Raw genomic sequence first — 21,207 nt, forward strand, 5'->3', positions numbered from 1 at the left:
GCCGGTGATGTTATCAGTATTAGGTCTAAACGAAAAACCGTTATTCCAGCTCCAGCCAAGCTCTAACTTTTCCAACACCAAAATTTTCCATTTAGTCCCGCAGACGATTCCGCCTGAGAATTTCTATTTCAATAACGTAAATTCTGAAGATGTCCCTGCTGCACGATCAAATGTGACGGTCGTCAAACAACTATGAGCTTCATTAATTCGACTTAACAGGTAGTCTGCAAAATCTGCCGGCCCATTTCGATAATCTTCCAAAGCTTTCCACACAACATGTGAAGACTCAACTCGTAACTCTGCCACACGCAACAGCTGTTCAAGGGTTTTGATGAGGTTATCCTTCGACTGATCATAGCAGCCGTCTAAAATCCATACCGTTTCACACAAAACTAAATGATTAAGAAATCCAGGGTTCTCCCGAGTACACTCCTTCTCAATAAGGTAAGTGGCTGCTTTAGCCTGGGGTGGGTCATCTTGTACTAAATAGCGCACAAGAACATTGGTATCGATTCCCGTCACCGACGTCTGCCCCGACGACGAATAGCCGCTCGCATGGCCTCAAGCGTCACAGGTTTTTTAGGTTTGGGAATCATGCCTTTCAAAGTCTTGACATCGGAGGTCACCGGCCACACCGTAATGCGTCCGTCAGATCCAACGAGAAACTCTACTCGATCTCCAGGATCAAGCTTGAGTTGGTCGCGAATTTCCTTTGGTAACGTGAGTTGTCCTTTGCTGGTCAGAGTTGCAATAGCCATACTACTCTCCTTACTTTACCATATTCTCCTTACATGAAGTAAGGAGAAAGTCAAGTCTCGACAGCTTTGCTCACATACCTTATTAAGTTTTTTTGACAGATGATATAACAACTTTGTTGAGAAGCGAAGCTCCTCTTACACTGCACTTTTAAGGTGTCGGGCTAGAACACGGTACGGGTCAGTCAACGAGCACACGGTAGGCAACCTCGGTGGAAAATTCATAACCTTACCAACATTTTGATTATAGGTGTGCTAGAACACGGTCCGGGTAAGTCGACGCGCATATGAAAGAACAGCCTTGCGTGGAACCCTTATGTTCAGTACTTAAAACCTGACGCCTACAGGCTCTAGCCGTCCCAATGAAAAGCTATAAATTTGATGTGGGAATATCATTGCTCAAAGAGTCATTCCTTAACTGCACGTTTCAGCCGTGTGAACAGCCCACTTCTTCTGACGATTACCGCAATGGCCTCACCTGTTCGGTGACTTCTTCGTAAATGCTTCGACGATGACCTATGGCAAAAATGCGAATGACCTTCCTTTTTCGATCAATCGCATACACAATCCGAAATCGCCTGACACGATACTTCCATAATCCTTCTAATTCTTTGACCAGAGGCTCGCCTTCAGTTGGCGTCGAACAAAGGGTTCGAACTGCTGACTTGATACTTCGCTTAATATCGGGCGGGAGTCGGCGAATGATTTCTGCAATGTGCGGTGGGATATCGAGTTGAAAGGAAGCCATTACCGCAGACGTTTGGAGGAAAGCGCAAGAGGTTCTCCAAATACATCTTCAAAAGACAACGGTTTTTTCTTGGATACATAAAATGTCTGACTTTTGCGAAGCTGACGCATCAGGTCCGAGTCACTGAGGATATCAATGGTTTCACGCACTCGTTCGTATTCGGCATAATTAATTAAGACGGCTGCCGGCTTTCCATTTCGAGTGACCACGACTTCTTCTTCACGTTCAAGTACGCCGGTGACGAGTTCAGGCAATCTGGCTTTCACTTCAGAAATTGGCAATGTTTTCCCCATAAACTTACACGTACACCCTCCATCTCAAGTTGGTCATAATTTTGGTCATACTCGTACTGTACGAATTCCCCTGAAATCTGTCAAGCGAAAGAAATTTAATGCGAGATAGAGAGCAATGATACCTTGTATGACTTCAGGGCCCTAGTATATGGATCGGGAAGGTCTATCACCTGACGGAAGTAATTAAGTGGAAAGTTCATGACCTTACCAACATTTTGATTACAGGTGTCCGGCTAGAACACGGACCCGGTACGTCGACGCGCACATGGTGGGCAACCTAGGTGGAAAATTCATGCCCTTATGAACACCTTTATTACAGGTGTTCTAGTAAGGGAAATGCTGTTGGAAGCAGTCGGAGCTGCGGATGCCGAGGGACTGATAAATCCTCAATGTCGCTTTGGATTTATTTAACGTATAGAAGTGAATGCCCCGAACTTTGTTATCGATCAAATCGTGAACCTGCTCGGTTGCCCAATGGATTCCGACATGCTCGGCTTGATCGTCAGTTTCCGCACGTTCCATGGCTCGAAGTAATTTACCTGGAAATCTAGCCCCTAACGCCAGCTCGGACATGCGGCCCATACCTTTCCGTGAGGTAATCGGCATAATCCCTGCGATGATTGGGACTTTAATCCCCGCCATTTCACAGCGTTCGCAATAATCGTAAAAATCACGATTATCAAAAAATAGCTGCGTGCAAATGTAGTCGGCTCCGGCATCAATTTTTTTCTTCAAATGATCAATCTCGGTCAATCGGTTTGGCGTTCCAGGATGGCCTTCTGGAAATCCAGCCACCCCCACACCCATGTGTGGAAATTGTGATTTGATGTACACCACCAAATCCGAGGCATAAGCAAACCCATCAGGAGGCGGCTCGGCATGGATTTCTCCCTTGGGTGGGTCGCCTCGCAACGCCATAATATTATCAATCCCATTGGTATCATACTTCGCTAAAATCTGTTTGATTTCTTCTTGGCTTGATCCCACACAGGTTAAGTGAGAAACAATCGTGAGGTCCGTTTCTTTTCGGAGTTTAACCACTAAGTCATGCGTACGCCCACGAGTAGTCCCACCCGCACCATAGGTCACACTGACATACGCCGGTTGTAACGGCATCAACTTAGAAATGGTTTGAAAGAGTTCGTCTGATGCGGCCTCGGTTTTTGGCGGAAAAAATTCAAAGCTGATTGCGGGGTTATTCTGAGCGAGAACATCTGAAATATGCATGAATGATCCTTGAAGTAAGACAGAGGGTACTCCCCTCATACTCGGCAAGATACCGAAAACATTAAGATGTCACTGCACTATTGCGGGATAATGTGACATATCGACCACCGAGATACAACCCCACACCCATAATCCCCACAACACTGATGACCACGAGCCAGGAAAGTTCGACGAATTCTGCTCGACCTCCATTGATACTCATCCAGACTTTCCTGACTTCTTCACGTACCAGGACCATGAACACGATGGTCAAGAGCAGACTTCCTATTCCGCCCCAGACCAATCCCCGTTTGTGTGGAACCATAAGTGACGAATTGAGCAACACCAAGGAAAGGAGGGTTAATGTCAGACTGACAAAAAAGATTAAGGAGACGACAGTCGTTCCATCGACCAAGTGAAATCGCACGTCTGAGGGTAACATCAACATGAACCAAGGCCCCACCACCACTTGAGGGACGGTGCCTCCAAGAACCCACCCCACGCCATATCGGACCAATCTCGTATCATAGGGAGCAGGATCAGCGTCATGGTCTTCTCGACATTGAGGTCGAAGACTTCCATAGATCGTGAGCGCTATTCCAGTGACGGCAATTCCGCTGAGAATTGAATGAAAAAACCGCGGCCAGATTGTTGGCTCATTCAAGTCTTTCGTCGTACCAGTTAACAGCGACTCTGCACTGGAAGAAAGCGCGAGTGTCCCAACATGTGAAGTGACAAATAACGCCGTGATCGCCACCATACACACTATCACAAGGCTCCCCATTGCCCATTGATTTCCTGAGGCATCATGATAAGTCCGCGACATGTTCATAATACCCCAGAACCCAATTAGCAGGAGAGTCACCAGTACAATCCACCCTAACGCTATCGACCCGAGTAACGGCGACAACGTCCAATTATACTGGATGCGAACACTAACCCACACAACAAAACCAAACATCACCGCAAGGGCAAAGGTCATCGGAGCTAATTTGCTCATGCCCTTGGCCAGCCTCAGGTAATAGGCATTTCCATCACCAGAAGATCCACGATAGTAGGTCATCATCAAAATAGGAATTCCACCAATGACCAAGCTCTTCAACACTCCATGAATGAGAAAGCTTGTCGTCAGAAATATTTGCGTGAACGTATCCATGTCTCAAAAACTCTTACACTGAAAGAATAGGGAAAATCTCAAAGTAAATAGATTTGCTCCACAGGGTGTTTTCCCATACCATTTGATTAAAGTGCAAATATTATAGCGAATCCAATTAATTTCCAGCTGGGCATATCAACTAACTCAGCGCAAAATATTCACTTCAAACATACGGAAGTTATAGCCGTTCCTTTTACCTTTTGCTTGTACAATATGGGTGGTTGCGCTGTGTACGTGATGCCAATTCGGCTTCGAGTTATACATTGTAAAACAGAGTCATTTCGCTTTCTCCTATGAATGCGCTTGATTTCATTATTCTCCTTTTGTTTATTCTCTACGCTTTGGCGAATGGACTTCGATCTCGGTCGATTGCCTCCCAAAACCTTGAAGAATACTTTCTGGCAGGACGTACTTTAAGAGGTTGGCAGGCCGGCATCAGTATGGCGGCGACTCAATTTGCAGCAGACACGCCCTTACTGGTCACCGGACTCATCGCCACAGCAGGGATTTTTTCGTTATGGAGACTGTGGATCTACGCCTTGGCCTTTTTACTGATGGGCTTTCTCCTCGCAGCAAGTTGGCGTCGGGTCGGCGTCCTGACTGATGCAGAACTCACTGAAATTCGATACGATAGTCAAGCCGCCCCACTCCTGCGAGGGATCAAAGCCATCTATTTTGGCACAATCATTAATTGTACAATACTTGCAATGGTTCTCCTGGCGGCGACCAGGCTCGCCGAACCGTTTCTCCTCTGGCATGAATGGCTTCCGCCATTTCTGTATGATCCACTCGTCCACCTTGTTCAATGGATCGGCGTCCCGTTTACCCTCGAAAACATCACATCAGAACACCTCTGGATACTCTCCACCAATAATCTGCTTTCGATTGGCATCGTCATCCTTGTCACACTTCTGTACTCAACAACAGGCGGCCTCCGAAGTGTCGTCGCCACCGATATTGTGCAATTCAGCATTGCCATCATCGCCAGTCTTATCTTCGCAGGGTATGTGATTTTCCACGTAGGAGGATTCACAGCGCTTCACGAACAACTCTTGACAATGTACACACCGGTCGGACCAGCCAATCTAACCTTCAAGCAACTCGTCGCCTTTACCCCAACCGAAGCGAAAGATGTATCCTTTGCGGTCCTGCTCGCCTATAGTTTTCAATGGCTCTTTCAAATGAATGCCGATGGGACTGGATACCTCGCGCAACGCTCGATGGCTTGCCGGAGCGATCGTGATGCGAAATATGCAGCCGTAATCTTTACCATCGCACAAGTGTTAGGCAGAAGCTTGATCTGGATTCCACTGGGATTGGGGCTCTTAGTCGTCTTTCCTCCAACCGCAGGAATTATCGACGCCAATTATACGGCAGACAGAGAATTCACATTTGTGCGCGGCATTGCTGAATTATTGCCAAATGGTCTGCGCGGACTCATGCTCGTCGGCATGCTCGCGGCCCTCGCGTCAACCATTGACACTCATCTAAATTGGGGATCTTCGTATTGGACCAACGACATCTACAAACGATTTATCTGCCCACGGTGGTTCAAGCAAACGCCTTCCGACCGCTCTCTGGTCTGGGTTGCCCGAGGGGCCAACCTCCTCATTCTCACGCTGGCATTATTGCTCGTTCCTACCCTCGCGTCCATTCAGACGGCGTGGCAGATGAGTCTCCTCTTAGGGTCTGGAATCGGAGTCACCCTGATTCTTCGCTGGATTTGGTGGCGCATGAATGCGTGGGGAGAACTTGCCAGCATTGCCGGCTCAATGGTGCTTGCCCCGCTGTTACTCTGGAATCCAAATGGCACCGACGAAGCTCAACGTATCCTGATCATGGCACTTGGGGCAACCCTCGTGAGTATTCTCACAACGTTACTCACCAAACCAGAAAGTCGGACACATTTAAAGGAATTTTATCGGAGAGCTTGCCCCCCAGGCTTTTGGGGACCAATCGCCGAGGAATGCGAGGACTCACCACGTGCCCCACACACGAGACTCTGGAGAGCCGCCCTGGCAACAATCCTTGCCGCTTTCTCCATTTTTTGCGTACTGACCGGCATTGGGTCGATCATGGCTCACAGTCCAAGCCCCTCATGGTTCCCATGGGAGACGGGATGGATTGTCGGTATCTTGCTCACAGGTGTTGGGCTCGTGCCTATCTGGTGGCGACTGGCCTTCGCAACCGACCCTCACCTAACACCAGGTTCAACCTGATGGGTAAAGGGGCACAAGGATACATGAGGAACACCCCCCATTCATAAAAAACACAGACTGCTATTCAAGTCGTCATGTGTTAGACGATCGCTGTCAACGGTCCACGCAAGACGTTTCGACTTAACTCACACCGGAATAATAGCGTAAGACATCAGAGACTGACACGACACCAATAATCCGATCATTTTCCGTCACAGCCAAATGACGAGTCGCCTTCTCTTTCATTAACCGCACAGCTTCTACGATTGCATCGCTGCTCTCAATCGAAATAACTGGTTCTCGCATACAAGTTTTGACCGTCGTCGTGTTGGCATCGACGCCATCCCCAACAACCTCTCTCGTGAGTTCGGTCTCTGTAATATAGCCAACAAATTCATCCCCACCCTGGACAAGCAATGATCCAATTTTCCACTTCGTAAACGACTGCCCAGCCTCTTTCAGCGTGGCATCCATGGGAATGGCACGAATCGATTTCGACATATATTCCGCCACGCGAGGACCGGATGAGCGCTTTCGTCGAGCGCCTTGGGTGGCCGCAGACCGACGTGCCTCTAAATCCGCCACGCAACTTTCTAAAATTCGCAAGCGTTGGCGGATATTTTCTCGCTCCGACTCATGGGTCATCCCTTCCGGTGCTTCATCAGGCCAATTCATGAGTCCGGCGGCTTCTCCCACAGTGGCATACTCATACCCTTCGATCATCGGCGAAGAGCTGCCTAAAATGTCACTAATCAGATCTACAGTCTTTGAATCGAACTCCAATAAGTCCTCAGAAGAGGGCTCAGTTCGCAAGTAACCTTTCAAGGTGGTCAATTGGGTTCGTAAGCGCTCAATATCACGATCAAAAGGAACTCCGGTTTCCGTTCGATTGACGACCGACTTTTCCATAAGGCCTCCTCCTGTGGTGATAATAATGAAGGTCAAGATAGTATCTCACCATGTGAGGCACAGGCAACATCCGATTTTTCAAAGTATGTTTCGACCCGTTCCAGCACCAGGAGGGTAAAAAACGCTACGGGGCTTGAGATAGCGCTGTGACACAGATAGAACTAAAACTCGAGAAATTTTGAAAACACCGTCGCCAAACCAAGGAAACTGAAAAACCCAACGATGTCTGTGACGGTCGTGAGGACAATTGAGGATGATTGTGCGGGGTCCTGCTTAAAGGCTTTGAGCGTCAGAGGAATAATCGCACCGGATAATCCGGCGATGACCATCGAGACGATCATCGAAACACCAATGACCAGAGTGAGACCAACGGAATGACTCCAGAGCGCCACCGCCACGCAAGCCGTTAACGCAATCGCAATACTGTTCAAAAATGACACATACACTTCCTTGCCACTCACCGTTAGCCATTGCGAGGGACGGATGTCTCGTAACGCAAGTCCCCGCATCACCACCGCCAGCGATTGCGCACCGGTATTTCCCGACTGCCCGGCCACAACGGGTAGCAGCACGGCCAACGCCGTAATTTTGGCAATAGTCTCTTCGAACATTCCCACCACAAAGGCGGCCACAAAGGCAGTAAACAAATTAATCTGTAGCCACGGAAGTCGTTTTCGAACAGAAAACCACGCCGGTGACAAGGCACGTTCATCCTTACTCGCTCCCACCATAGTCTGCAAGTCAGCCGTGGCGTCTTCTTGGCTGGCCTTCACAATATCTTCATTTCGAATCACGCCTAACAACTTGCCATCAAGGTCCACAACTGGAATGGTAAAGAGATGTCGTTCGCTAAACAGCTCAACAATTTGCTCACGGCTTTCCAGCGGGTGAATGGCCGGCAAATCTTGATGCATAACCGACTGGAGGCGTTCGTCGGGTGAGACCAAAAGAAGATCGCGCAACGACAACTTCCCGACAAGCGTATGACTCCGATCAATGATATAGAGATCATGAAGATCTTTTGAGGCTTTTTTCCGAATCTGAACAATGGCCTCCTCCACCGTAAAGTCTTCGGGAAGGACAAAGGCCGAAGGATCCATCAAACTCCCGACGCTCTCAGAAGGATATTCCATATGCGCCCGAATTTCATTGGCCGTTTTTGACGCCGTACGACTGAGAATGGCAATTTGCAGATCTTCATCCACACGATGAAGCAGCGACGCAGCAATGGCCGGAGATAATTCAGACAACGTTTTTGTAAGAAGATCGCTCGGCATGGCGGTTAAAATTTCCGCGGCGAGCGACGGACTTAAGCAGGAAAGAAGGTTAGCGGAATTTTTTCCACTTGTTGATTGCAACAAGCGGAGAATGTCTGAGACTGTAAAGGTTTCGAGAATTTGTGCCGCTTCTTCATGGTGATCCGTAAAAAAGGCTTCATGAATCACTTGATGCGACATTAGTGCCTGTCTTTCGGATACGTCACCGAGGTGTTGGATTTTTCACCCTCTTGTGTACCCATGGTTTTCACCATATCTGTCATCATGCCAATCCCAGCCAACGAATACACTTCCCACAATTGTATCAAGGCTTGACTCAGCGGACCGGGGTCAGGATTATGAACCTGGTCCTGCTCAATCCCGCGAAGCGTGCGGTATCGCAAGGCTCCTAAGAACGTCCCCCATCGATCAACGACAGGCAAGGTATGAAACCGTTCCCATTGTGGATGTTGGAGAATTTCGTCAATACTCGCCTCCGCAGAAAGTGTCACCACTTTTGCGGTCATCATCGATGCAATTAATTGATCAGTCTCGTTGGCGAGTAACTGCTTCAGTGTGACAAGACCTTCGAGTTTCGTGTCGCGATCAATCACATACACATAATAGGTGGCATGCCGCACGTCTTGCTTCGTACGAACCAAGGCTTCTTCAACCGTCACATCCGGCGGTAACGTAAACACTCGAGGGTCGGCTAAATTCGCGGCCGTATGAGGAGGATACCGCATGGCTCGACGCAAGCTTGCTCCAATGGCCTTTTCCAATCGATCTAACAAATCAAGACGAAGGGAATCATCAAATTGCCGAAGTACGCCTATCGCTGAAGAGGTGGAGAGTTCCGTAATCACATGACACGTCATTCGTAAGGTGAGGTTCGACAACACTTTTGAAGCGGGACCGGGCAAGCAATGCTCTAAGACAGACGCGACATCCTCAGCTGGTAACGGCGCCAGAAGTTCAGCCGACTCATGAGGTTTCATCGCTTCCAACCGTCGAGCGGCTTCTAACGGATGGGACCGGACATAGCCTAAGGTCAAACGATCTGCAGGCTCCATCATGCCTTAGCCTTCTGGCCTTGAGATAATGGCCGTTGTTTCATTGAACTGTGACGCTGGAATGACCACTCGGCCTTCTTCCGTTTCCAGCACAACGGAAACCGGCGTCATCGCGACAACTGTCCCGTAAATCGTTCCCATTCGAACATGAAGCCCCACGCGAACCACCGACTGCAGGTAATGCGCGGCAATCAGATTGGAGACAGCTGCACGTGATCCAAGACCAAATGACAATGCTGCACCGGCAATCAGACCGGCGACAATTAAAATAATGGTATTGTTGAGTAAGCTTGTATCAATGCCTAATTCATTAATGGCCGTGACTACAACGAGAAGAATCCCAGCAACATAAAATGCTTGAGCGACAATGGCCCCTTGCGCAATACCAGCTGAACTACAGGCAAGGAGGATCAATTCTCGAACAAAGTTGGTGGCCATCAACCCTAACACCAAAATAAGAATGGCAATCCCAACCTTGGGAATGTAGTACACCAAACTCGTTAAGGCTTCAGATACGATCCCCAAGCCAACAGACTTGGACGCCGAGATCAAAAACAACAGAAAAATAAGCCAGAAACCGGTGACACCTAATATTTCAGAAATCTGTTTTTTGGTACCTGACCGTTCAAGCAATGTTTGAATCGTCGTCCGCCCCAAGAGTCGATCAAGACCAAAAAACTGAAACAACCGTGTCGCAGCAGATCCCACAACCTTGGCCAGCAAAAACCCTAATACTAACAGCAACATCGCTTCTAAAATCGATGGGAGAAACGACAGGACATCCGACACACTGGCCGCAAACGATTGCGTGATACGTTCAGCCCAATCTGTCATACTTGCCTTTGAAAACTTCAAGAATGTGATCATAGAGAATCATCAACCTTACGAATGTTTCGAGATGAGACAGAAAAGAGACCATCACGCTCTTCCAAGCCTTGGCATACAGTCTGTTATCTTGGCATGTCCTTTACGAGGGTCGCAAGCAACGGCGAAGACATTGACATCAACTCATCGTAGCCTACCACATGTCGCGCGCTAACGGAGTCACACCGTATCACGATGCGGATGAACGGCCTGCATGAATGAACGGATAGACGTACTTCTTCTGAAGGATTCAAACGACTTCGTCAGCCTGAGTTGCCAGGACGGGTACGCCTCAATTTTTGCTCCCGGTAAATTCGGAGCCTCGAATTCCCCCAGAAGATCTTCAAGAGGAATCATCAAGAGTCGACAAGGCGTTTGAGCCAGATAGGTATAGACGGCCTGCACGAAGGTAAACGGAGCATCGAGAGGAAATGATGCTGATACTTCCTTAGGAAGAATTCCCTCGTCCACCAATGCTTCGAGTAACGCCACTCGATCTCGCATGCGGGCCTCGCAATCCTGTTCCATTTGCTGCTCAGTGGTATACAGACCGGCTCGGGCTTTGACTTCGATATCACGACCAGCCCAATAACCGATGAATGTTGGAAGATCATGTGTCGTAAACGACACCATGGCCTGTTGAGGGTATTGCTTGGGAGCACGGAATTTCCCCATGGACGTCTGTTCAAACGGCATGAGTCGATAGGAAAGGATACCGGATTGCGTTAAGCGCGCACGTATTTCCGGCGTGACAGTCCCAAGATCTTCACCAATCACCATCACCTGATGTCTCACACTTTCTAATGCCAAAATAGCCAGGACTTCATCGACATACGTTTGTACATATGTCCCGACCTCTCCTGTTTGCCCCTCAGGAATCACAAACAGCCGAAAAAGGCCGAGGGCATGGTCAATTCGTAACATTCCCCCGAATTGCATATTACGACGAAGCGTCTCAATAAACAGGCGATACTCGGCCGTACGCATTCGCCAGGGAACCGGAGCCATCAACCCCCAGTTTTGTCCTTGAAGATTGATAGAATCCGGTGGTGCTCCCAAGGTAATGCCCGACCCAAACTCCTCATGAAACATCCAGGCATCCGCTCCATCAGGATGCACCCCGACAGGTAAATCATGATACATGCGAAACGCCAGGTTGAGACGCCTTGCCAATCGATCAAGCCCGACTAATTGCTGTTCACAATGCCATTGAACATATTGCACAAATTGGACACGATCCGCGCTTGCGTGCAAGAAGGATTGAACCTCTGGTGAATGTGGCGTGTGATACTCCTCCGGCCACTCACGCCACGCTGATGTCTGGAAATGTTCAGACAACACTTGAAAGAGACTGTACAGTTCAAGATACGGCCCTTGTGTACGACGATAGTTTTCAAATGCTCGAAATCGAGAGGTTTGAGGTTGCACATGCTGCTGCTTAAATGTTTGATATAAGCTCTCTAATACTTCGAATTTCAAAGCTCGGACCCGTTCATACTGAACCAATTGACTCGTCCGTAAGTGCTCTAACGTTTGTTGAAAGCGTCGGCTATGAAAGCGTTGTTGCACGGATGGTGATGAACGAAATTCCGGTATAGACTCGAGGTCTAAAAATAACGGATTAAAAAATAGTCGACTTGACGGTGAATATGGGCTCGTCACTCCAACGGTTGGATCATGGAGAGGACTGACCCCAACTGTTGACACGCGCAAATCATTTCCCGACCACCGAAGTAATCTCTTCAAATCACGAAAATCACCAATTCCCCAATTTTTTGCGGTACGAATATTATATAATTGCACGCTCACCCCGACACTTCGGGATGGGGTGCAAGGGGTATAACATTGACGAGGCGCTACAATGATAAACGTCTTCCCGCTGAACGACTGATGAGCGACTTTGACTGAAAGGGATACCCAGTGATAACCCAAAGATAGAGGAGCCTGAAGAGGAAGAACGACACGCACATAGCGTGTGTGATCAATCACGGTCTCCTCGAGCAATTGGCAATCCTGACATGAACGTGAAAAGACTTGCGTACCGGACTGCTCATCGGTGATTGTCCATGAAACCCAGACATCATCTAACGTGAGAGCTTTCAATGGTATCGACATCACCAGAGAAGGCGTTCGAGTGCCCTCTTCGATCACTTTCACTTCATCCACAACCTGCTTCCACTTTTGACCACGAATCTGCTCTAAGCTTTGAGCCATCGATTCATGCGACTCGGAAGGAACACCCATAGCCGTCAAAATTAAGGCAAGCGTTTCCGACGTCATTGTGCGCGCCGACCCAATTCCGTCGGTATAAGCAGAAGCCATGCCATAGCAGTCAGCTAAATCAAACACATCTGGTTCTCGCTCGTTCGATTTCAGTGTCATGAGAAATACGATGATCTTAGAGCACACAATAGATAATAGACACGTGCCTTTCCGGCAAAATTGACTAAGAAACACATGGGCCTATTCTTGATAACGTGTTGGTTTCCCTGGAAGAAAATCATTCAGTTCCAGATACCACACCCCAGTCCTTACCGCAAGAAAATTTACGTATAAACCAGTATCAAGGCAATCGAATGTTCACTTCGTCCTCCATCATTATGCCAACAAATAGATATGGCATGCGATTTTTCAAAAATGCACTTGACCTTTCTCTCATATTGGAGCAGAATCAAATTCCTTTATGAAATACTTATAAGCCCTAGAGGTGTATTGAGGCTTATCAAATGTCTACTTCCCCCCCTCGTGAAAAAAGTTTTGGCATAACCGCTTCATCAACTACATATGACCGGAGCCAGGGTTCACAACTCGGATCGTATATTTACTTTCTTCCTTTTCTACCTCCTTCTCTTTTCCGCCATTATCTTAACTCATCCAAGTTTCGAAGATTGAACGATCCATTGCCTCTTCTTTTTACCGTAGATGAAGAGTCTGGAGTATCGGAAATGTCTTTACACACAGAGAGGCTTACTGACTCATCTCAGGAGACATTGATGAGACAACAGAAAGCCACATCACTGCCGTTCGATTGCTAACAGACGAGAACATCTCGTCGACAAGACCCGTTGCAATGACTTCGAACGGCCACCGCGAGAGAGGAGAAACGTGACTCTCATTCTCTAACGAAGGGGACATTACTTTCTATGCCCTCTTAGAAAGGAAGTCATCATGCCTACCACGCAACGTCAACAGCTTCCATTATGGTCGGTCATTCTTACTGGGGAAGAACACCATGACGTACCGCCCCTCAGCACCCAATGGCTCGGCTACAATAAGCCAACACCCTTCTGTACATTTGTGGGCTCTCGATCGATGCTTCAACATACATGGGATCGCGCTGACCAACTCAGTCATCCTAATTGTAAAATTACGGTTGTTGAAAAATCATACCTTCATGAAGCCTGCACACAGCTTGGAGGTCGCGTCCCAGGCATTATCATGACCGAGCCACAGCACCAAAGCATGGTTGTCAGTCTGTTCCTGGCCTTGACCTATTTACAAGTCAAAGACCCACAGTCGCTGGTGGTCGCCTACCCCTCTGATCATTTCGTGTATCCCGAAGACCTCTTCCTACGAACCGTTCAACGTATCATTTGGGCAACAGAAGAAAGCGCTGATCATATCTTCATTCTTGAGGCTGCGGAGTCCAACGATCAGCCCTCTGGTTGTAACGTCATTCTTGACCATCAACTTGGCTGGATTCATGGAACTCCGGTATATGGGGTGAAGGACCTCTCTCAAGAACCCGTGCGTCACGAACATGAAAGTCTTTTCTCTCAGACACATCATCTTTCAACGACCTCTATCCTGGTTGCCAAATCAGAAATACTCTGGAACCTCGGATGGCAATACCATCCCCAAATGATGGAGATCTTTGATGAGTTTCAGGATGCTATTGGCACATCTTATGAACGGACGGTTCTGGAAAAAACATTCCAAAAACTTAAACTCTGCGATGCCTCGCTTTTGGCCCTCCTCCAATTGGCACCGAACTTAGCGATTATCGAACTTGAGCACGTACGCTGGAGTCATTGGGGAGAACCAGGACATATTCTGGAAGATTTAGCCGGAATTGGTAAACAACCAGCTTTTCCGATAGAATATGCTTAAGCGTAGAAGATCATTACATTTACTGAAAACCGAGTCCTATTAGGAGGTCTCACAACAAGTCAGAAAGGAGATTCGCGCATGGACACCGATACACGTTATGTTTTATTTGGAGGACTCGCGTTCATCACAGGCCTTGTTCTTGGCACAGGCATGGGAGTATTAATGGCCCCTCAATCGGGCACAAGAACACGTCGAAAATTGCGAAATTTCGCTGAAGATGCGGGAGAACGAGTGAACGAATTCACTGAAGACGCACGTGATGCCGTTGATCATTTGATGGAACGCGGAAAACGGTTTGTTGGAGATCGAGGCTAATTAACTCCGTGAATCGTCGTTCGTGAATCGTATCTCGTAAAAAACAGTAAGGTTTTTTACACGAGATACGAAATGCGAGCGACGAGATTTGTAAGGCCCTGCTAGCGTTTCCGCAAGAGTACAAATCCACGTGAGGAAAGTGCATAGGGATACCCACCTTTAATGAGTTTGCGTCGTTTTTGCGTTTTTTGTTCTGGGGAAATCGAGGTGTCAAACACAACCTCCCACCGTATACCTTTTTTATGAGCTGGCAAGGTAAATGACACATCTTCATGGTGCGCATTGAGCAACAACAGAAATGTATCGTCAACAATCGCCTGACCGCGTGTATCTTTTTCTCCAATCGCATCACCAGCTAACCGAATGCCGATGGTTCGAAACCCCATATCCCACTCTTCATCCGTCATCTCTTTCCCATGCGACCCAAACCACGCCAGATCCTTGACCTCCGAGCCACGGATTCGACGACCTTGGAAAAACCGTCTCCGTCGAAATACAGGATGAGACTTCTTTAAATGAATGAGGAGCCGGGTAAATTCGTATAAGTGTTGTTCCGATTTTGAAAGATTCCAATCAAACCAACTAATTTCATTGTCTTGACAATACCCATTGTTATTTCCGCCTTGAGTTCGCCCGATTTCATCACCGCCACAGATCATCGGAATACCTTGCGAGAGTAACAGCGTCGCCAGAAAGTTTCGTTTTTGCTTCTCTCGCAACTCATGAATGACCACATCATCGGTCGGCCCCTCGACGCCACAATTCCAGCTCAGATTATCGTCGGACCCATCACGATTCTCCTCTCCATTAGCTTCATTTTGCTTCTCGTTATACGAGACTAAATCATGAAGCGTAAATCCATCATGAGCGGTCACAAAATTAATACTAGCGTATGGTTGTCGACCACTCGCGCCATACAAATCACTACTCCCCGACAATCGATGCGCCATCTCACCAAGTAGCCCACCATCGCCCTTCCAATATCGTCGAATATCGTCACGATATTTTCCATTCCATTCGGCCCACCCTGGAGGAAAATTTCCAACCTGATAGCCACCCTCTCCCAAGTCCCATGGCTCGGCAATGAGTTTCACCTGAGATAACACCGGGTCTTGATGGATAATGTCAAAGAATGCACTGAGCCGATCAACATCATGTAACTCACGGGCTAATGCCGAAGCCAAATCAAATCGAAACCCATCGACGTGCATCTCGCATACCCAATACCTCAAACTATCCATAATCAGTTGAAGCGTTCGGGGATGACGGACATTGAGAGTATTCCCACAGCCCGTATAATCCATATAATACCGAAGGTTATCGGGCACCAATCGGTAATAGGAGGCATTATCAATACCTCGAAATGAGAGCGTGGGACCAAGGTGATTGCCTTCACCAGTATGGTTGTACACGACATCTAAAATCACTTCGATCCCTGCGCTATGAAGCGTTTTGACCATCGTCTTGAACTCATACACTTTCCGACCCAAATCTTGATAAGCGGAGTACCGAATATCGGGCGCAAAAAACCCGATAGAATTGTAGCCCCAATAATTGGTCAAGCCCCGCTCCTGAAGAAAGTTATCATTCACAAAATGATGAATAGGCAAGAGCTCCACAGCTGTCACACCCAATGACTGAAAATATTCGATCATCGGTGGTGAGGCTAGACCGGCGTACGTCCCGCGTAACGACTCCGGGACGTCGGGATGCTGCATGGTCAGTCCTTTAACGTGCACTTCATAAATAATGGTTTGCTCCCATGGAATATCCAGAAGCCTATCCCCACTCCACGTGAAGGCCTGATCGATCACGATGCCCTTCGGAACATTCCCGGCATTATTGCTTTTGTCTAATGAAAGGTCTTCCCCTGAATCACCAATGCGATAGCCAAACATCGCCTCTGACCACTTTACGACTCCGCTCAACGCCTTGGCATAGGGGTCAATCAACAACTTCGAAGGATTAAATCGATGACCTTCTTGCGGCTCATAGGGACCATGCACCCGATACCCATAAAATTGTCCAGGTCGGACTTCCGGCAAATACACATGCCACACTTGATCCGTCCGTTCCTCGATGCGAATTCGATGGGTCTCCTGATCCTGCAACTCATGTCCAAAGAGACATAATTCGACACTCGTGGCATTTTCAGAAAACAACGCAAAGTTGACACCCTGACCATCCCACGTCGCACCAAGGGGATACGGGCGCCCCGGCCACATTTTCATAGTTTCGGCTCTCCTGTACGAGGTTATCACTCTACAATGCAGACGGTATGAAAACTGAAATGAGTTTCACTATACTGAAAATTCAAAACTGGCGCAAATCCAAATTCCAAGGCATAATCAGAATGATGGGTACCCACCATATTTAATATATAAGAACAATTATCTCTTAACTCAAGACAAGATGTTGCAAGGACACGAAATTCATTATGACTAACACACGTACAACCGAGCAGAAAGTCACCACGCACGCGTATGACTCCGGAGTCACCATTGTGGATGACTCGACGGCATCATTTAAGGTATGGGCGCCACGAGCCCAGTCAGTCGCTGTCAACATTTTGGACCGCACTGAATCGCCTCTGAGTCTCACCTCGCAACCATTCGGGTACTGGCAGACGACGATTGAAAACGTGCCGCCCGGGACGCGCTACCATTATATCCTCAATGATGAGACCGTGCGTCCAGATCCAGTTTCTCGTTTCCAACCCGAAGGGGTACATGGGCCATCAGAAATCGTCAACCCATACGCCTTTCCGTGGACCGACCAGCAATGGAAAGGTCTCCCACTCCAAGACCTCATTATCTACGAGCTTCATCCCGGCACGTTCACGAAAGCGGGAACGTTCGATGCGATTATCCCATTCTTGTTGTATCTTCGTGACGAAGTGGGCATTACGGCTATTGAACTCATGCCGATTGCGCAATTTCCCGGCGTCCGAAATTGGGGATATGACGGCACCTACTTATTTGCACCACAAAATAGCTACGGAGGACCGGCAGGACTCCATCGCCTAATTAATGCCTGTCATGAAGCAGGACTCGCTGTAATCCTTGATGTCGTCTATAACCACCTCGGTCCTGAAGGAAATTATTGGGGAGAGTTTGGTCCGTTTTTTACCGATCAGTATCGAACACCATGGGGAAGTGCGGTTAATTACGATGGCCCCTATAGCGATGCCGTACGCAACACCATCATTGATAATGCCGTTTATTGGATTCGAGACTATCATATTGATGCACTCCGCTTAGATGCCATTCACAGTATTTTTGATTTCAGCGCGAAACACATTCTCGAAGAACTCACGACAGCGGTTCATATCGAAGCCGCTAGGACTGGTCGAGCCGCGCATATCATTGCAGAAAGTGACCTGAATGACACAAGAATCATTACTCCAACCTCAAAGGGTGGCTATGGGTTAGATGGACAATGGAACGACGATTTTCACCACGCACTTCATAGTCTAGTTACCGGTGAGCGGCGGGGCTACTACTCAGACTTTGGGTCACTCGATCATGTCGCCACGGGATTCAAGAAACATTTTGTCCTTTCGGGACAATACTCACAGCATCGCCACCGACGTCATGGGAACTCTGCGTCCCATCTACCTGCGACCTCGTTTGTGGTGTTTGCCCAGAACCACGATCAAATTGGCAATCGCGCCCAAGGCGATCGACTTTCAACGCTCATCCCGCACTCAGCGCAGCAAGTGCTGATGACCTCGATTCTTCTATCCCCATTCATCCCAATGCTCTTTATGGGTGAAGAGTATGGTGAACATATGCCATTTCAATACTTTATTGATCACGGGGATGAACAGTTAATTGAAGCCGTACGCAAAGGACGATTGGCAGAATTCAAGAAGTTTGGTTGGAAAGAGGTGCCAGATCCCTATGATGTGAAAACATTTGAAGCCTCGCGACTCACACCACTTGACGAACAGACTGACCTTCAGCATCGTATGGCAGCATGGGTGACGCAACTCATCACACTCCGCAAACAACACCTGTCATTAGGCCCTGGCGTCAAAGGACATCAGCTACGTGTATGGACGAACAAAAAATCCAATACTCTTACCATCTATCGCAAACACCCGACCGCACCAGCCATGTTGCTCGTACTTGGATTTAACGACAAACCAACCTCACTGACCTTGCAACAACCTAAAAACCGCTGGTCACTCCTGCTGGACAATGGGGCTCAAGCCTACGCCTCTCCTAATCATGATCGTCCTTCTCCAGCTCCCACGAATTTCGATCTCACAGAACAAAAATATAAAACTTCGCTTCCAGTATTTCCGGCCTGGATCTACCGTCAGGAAAACGTAAACAGCACCTCATAGCTTGAGACCTATAGCCGTGTCAGTTATACCGAAACGATAACGCACTCACTTGTATAATATTGCTAAGCAATACGTGATATAAACGTCAATCATGGCCAGTCAATCCAAGCGGGTATAACCTTTCGATGTTTGAAGTGAGTAATAGCGCACGGTTAGTTGATAGGCCTCAGCTGGACCTGGACACATGTAATTGATACTTCAGGTCGATGGCCGAATCACGCAGTTGAATGCTATGCAAGATTGCACCTTCTTGCATGGTATCGTGTCCAGGCATTCCAACTGGTGGATTCGCTATAGCGCTCAATCAACAATGAGGTTAAGTTCACATTTCCAATGAACAACTGATTGCGAAGAAAAAGAATTTCGTTGAATGACGTCTTCTACCCCTATCTCAACAGACAAATTCCCACTCACGATTTACCAGGCTTTTTCTGGGCTCGACTTGCGTCGGGCTTTCTGGAAACTTGTTCTGCCTTGAGGGTAGACTTGCCGACGAGACCGCCGCGCTCGGTCACACGAACGTGTATAAAGCCGTTCAAATGAAGAGGGCTGTGATTCAAGCAAAGACGATTACGTCGTAGAGGCAATTAGACCGAGCTTCAGAGACGCCTTTTTATATAGAGAAAGGCCGGGGCCTTCTTATTGACCAAGAAGGCCCCGGCCTCGTTATTTCATGAAAATTGAATGACTAAAATTGTCAGGGAGGAGAGGGCGTCAAAACTAAAAAGTAGCGCCCCAACTGTCGCCGATAGAATTCACGACAGGATACGGTCTCCGACGGAAACGCACCGCATATACAGCCAGTTAAGCTCGGACACAAGCTGCCGATCCTGTTGCGACCGGCGCTAATCCTTGCTCGTGAATTTTCTCGATAATTTCTTGCAGTTTTTCATTAGCCCTATGATTCTCTATCTGACACGTTCCCGCATTGTGATGTCCACCGCCACCGTACGTCAGGCAAAGCTCCCCAATATTTAATGTTGCACTTCGGTTAACAATCGACTTCCCAATGGCGAACACCGTATTTTGATTTTTGAGCCCCCACATGACATGAATGGAAACATTGCATTCGGGAAACAAGGCATAAATCATAAAACGGTTGACTGCATAGATCGTTTCTTCTTCACGAAGATCTAAGACAACCAAATTCCCATGAACCGTCGAACATCGTTGTATCTGCTCTTTGGCCAATTCGGCATGCTCTTGAAACAACTGAACCCGCTCTTGAACGTCTGGCAAAGCGAGAACTTCATCGACATTCAGACTTTTGCATTGTTCGATAAGTTCCATCATTAACTCATAATTCGAAATTCGAAATTGACGAAAGCGCCCAAGTCCGGTACGTGCATCCATGAGAAAATTCATCAAAGCCCAGCCACGCGGATTCAAAATTTCATCAATTTCATATTGAGCTGAATCGCCCTTATCCACAGCTTCCATCATCTCATTCCAAGCGGCAGGAAATGTTTTATCGCCACCGTAATATTGATAGACAATCCGCGCAGCTGAAGGAGCATCAGGATCAATGATATGATTGTCCCTCCCACCTGTATTGCGAATGGTCTCACTCAGGTGATGATCAAACGCAAGATGCACACCCTCCACATATGGAAGATTCGTCGTAATGTCACAAGCGGTGACTGCAACCTTTCCATCCTGCATATCTTTGGGATGGACAAACTGTATGTCCTGAATAATCCCCACTTCTTTCAGTAGGACGGCACACACGAGTCCATCAAAGTCACTGCGGGTCACTAAGCGAAATTTACCAGTTTCCATAGCGAGGTCCTTAAAAGTCGAAGAAGGTTCATAAGAGCAGACCATGAACATGCCCATGACTCGCTGAAAGCCCATACACCATAATTTCGGTCTCAACGGCTTGGACATTTTAATACATCCTCTATTTCTCGGCATTACAGCATAGATCTTGAGTTCACAACCTTGAGATTTGTACTTACAAATACGGCATAACC

17 protein-coding genes are annotated in these 21,207 nt (G+C 47.8%); 4 read left to right on the forward strand and 13 right to left on the reverse strand.

All coding sequences use genetic code 11. The features are described from left to right. Positions 1-123: 123 nt before the first annotated feature. The 6 genes from ACWQXP_RS09560 to ACWQXP_RS09585 all read right to left on the reverse strand — a co-directional run bounded on the left by ACWQXP_RS09560 (position 124) and on the right by ACWQXP_RS09585 (position 4,158). Complete coding sequence (locus ACWQXP_RS09560) at positions 124-522, reverse strand: PIN domain-containing protein (protein ID WP_454062590.1); 399 nt, start codon at positions 520-522, stop codon at positions 124-126. After that, on the reverse strand, positions 519-758 hold the full coding sequence (locus ACWQXP_RS09565) for an AbrB/MazE/SpoVT family DNA-binding domain-containing protein (RefSeq protein ID WP_454062591.1): 240 nt from the start codon (positions 756-758) through the stop codon (positions 519-521). Before ACWQXP_RS09565 ends, ACWQXP_RS09560 begins: the two co-directional genes overlap by 4 nt. 457 nt (positions 759-1,215) lie before the next feature. Beyond that, positions 1,216-1,503, reverse strand: a complete 288-nt coding sequence (locus tag ACWQXP_RS09570; protein WP_454062592.1) for a type II toxin-antitoxin system RelE family toxin — start codon at positions 1,501-1,503, stop codon at positions 1,216-1,218. Next, complete coding sequence (locus ACWQXP_RS09575; protein ID WP_454062593.1) at positions 1,503-1,796, reverse strand: type II toxin-antitoxin system Phd/YefM family antitoxin; 294 nt, start codon at positions 1,794-1,796, stop codon at positions 1,503-1,505. Before ACWQXP_RS09575 ends, ACWQXP_RS09570 begins: the two co-directional genes overlap by 1 nt. A gap of 324 nt (positions 1,797-2,120) precedes the next feature. Then, the gene (gene metF, locus ACWQXP_RS09580) at positions 2,121-3,023 is read right to left on the reverse strand and encodes a methylenetetrahydrofolate reductase [NAD(P)H] (protein WP_454062594.1); all 903 of its coding nucleotides are present in this window, start codon (positions 3,021-3,023) and stop codon (positions 2,121-2,123) included. 61 nt (positions 3,024-3,084) lie between these two features. Then, a complete protein-coding gene (locus tag ACWQXP_RS09585) occupies positions 3,085-4,158 on the reverse strand; it encodes a hypothetical protein (protein WP_454062595.1) in 1,074 nt (357 codons plus the stop codon). A 293-nt stretch (positions 4,159-4,451) separates the two neighbouring features. Between ACWQXP_RS09585 and ACWQXP_RS09590 the strand changes: the two genes are divergently transcribed. Further along, positions 4,452-6,377 carry a sodium:solute symporter family protein gene (locus ACWQXP_RS09590; protein WP_454062596.1) on the forward strand — a complete coding sequence of 642 codons (1,926 nt, stop codon included), beginning with the start codon at positions 4,452-4,454 and terminating at the stop codon, positions 6,375-6,377. 120 nt (positions 6,378-6,497) lie between these two features. On the opposite strand, the gene ACWQXP_RS09595 is transcribed toward ACWQXP_RS09590, so the two are convergent. The 5 genes from ACWQXP_RS09595 to malQ form a co-directional block, all read right to left on the reverse strand. After that, positions 6,498-7,265: a CBS domain-containing protein gene (locus ACWQXP_RS09595; RefSeq protein WP_454062597.1), complete on the reverse strand. Its 768-nt coding sequence runs from the start codon at positions 7,263-7,265 to the stop codon at positions 6,498-6,500. A 161-nt stretch (positions 7,266-7,426) separates the two neighbouring features. Then, positions 7,427-8,722 carry a magnesium transporter gene (gene mgtE, locus ACWQXP_RS09600; RefSeq protein ID WP_454062598.1) on the reverse strand — a complete coding sequence of 432 codons (1,296 nt, stop codon included), beginning with the start codon at positions 8,720-8,722 and terminating at the stop codon, positions 7,427-7,429. Further along, entirely contained in the window at positions 8,722-9,597 is an 876-nt protein-coding gene (locus tag ACWQXP_RS09605) for a magnesium transporter MgtE N-terminal domain-containing protein (protein ID WP_454062599.1), read from the reverse strand. The genes mgtE and ACWQXP_RS09605 overlap by 1 nt, the downstream gene beginning before the upstream one ends. A 3-nt stretch (positions 9,598-9,600) precedes the next feature. After that, on the reverse strand, positions 9,601-10,461 hold the full coding sequence (locus ACWQXP_RS09610; RefSeq protein ID WP_454062600.1) for a mechanosensitive ion channel family protein: 861 nt from the start codon (positions 10,459-10,461) through the stop codon (positions 9,601-9,603). A gap of 177 nt (positions 10,462-10,638) precedes the next feature. Next, positions 10,639-12,840 (reverse strand): 4-alpha-glucanotransferase, encoded by a 2,202-nt coding sequence (gene malQ / locus ACWQXP_RS09615; protein WP_454062601.1) that lies wholly within the window; start codon positions 12,838-12,840, stop codon positions 10,639-10,641. Positions 12,841-13,626: 786 nt separating this feature from the next. Between malQ and ACWQXP_RS09620 the strand changes: the two genes are divergently transcribed. Both ACWQXP_RS09620 and ACWQXP_RS09625 read left to right on the forward strand, forming a co-directional pair. Next, positions 13,627-14,568 (forward strand): hypothetical protein, encoded by a 942-nt coding sequence (locus tag ACWQXP_RS09620; RefSeq protein WP_454062602.1) that lies wholly within the window; start codon positions 13,627-13,629, stop codon positions 14,566-14,568. Positions 14,569-14,646: 78 nt separating this feature from the next. Then, positions 14,647-14,883 carry a YtxH domain-containing protein gene (locus ACWQXP_RS09625; RefSeq protein WP_454062603.1) on the forward strand — a complete coding sequence of 79 codons (237 nt, stop codon included), beginning with the start codon at positions 14,647-14,649 and terminating at the stop codon, positions 14,881-14,883. A gap of 101 nt (positions 14,884-14,984) precedes the next feature. On the opposite strand, the gene glgX is transcribed toward ACWQXP_RS09625, so the two are convergent. Then, the gene (gene glgX / locus ACWQXP_RS09630; protein WP_454062604.1) at positions 14,985-17,114 is read right to left on the reverse strand and encodes a glycogen debranching protein GlgX; all 2,130 of its coding nucleotides are present in this window, start codon (positions 17,112-17,114) and stop codon (positions 14,985-14,987) included. Between the two features lie 206 nt (positions 17,115-17,320). Here glgX and treZ point away from each other — a divergent pair, with 206 nt between their 5' ends. Further along, entirely contained in the window at positions 17,321-19,234 is a 1,914-nt protein-coding gene (treZ, locus tag ACWQXP_RS09635; protein WP_454062605.1) for a malto-oligosyltrehalose trehalohydrolase, read from the forward strand. 804 nt (positions 19,235-20,038) lie between these two features. Here treZ and ACWQXP_RS09640 read toward each other — a convergent pair. Then, positions 20,039-21,013 (reverse strand): exopolyphosphatase, encoded by a 975-nt coding sequence (locus ACWQXP_RS09640; RefSeq protein WP_454062606.1) that lies wholly within the window; start codon positions 21,011-21,013, stop codon positions 20,039-20,041. Between the last annotated feature and the right edge of the window lie 194 nt (positions 21,014-21,207).

This window comes from Candidatus Nitrospira salsa (assembly GCF_965152625.1).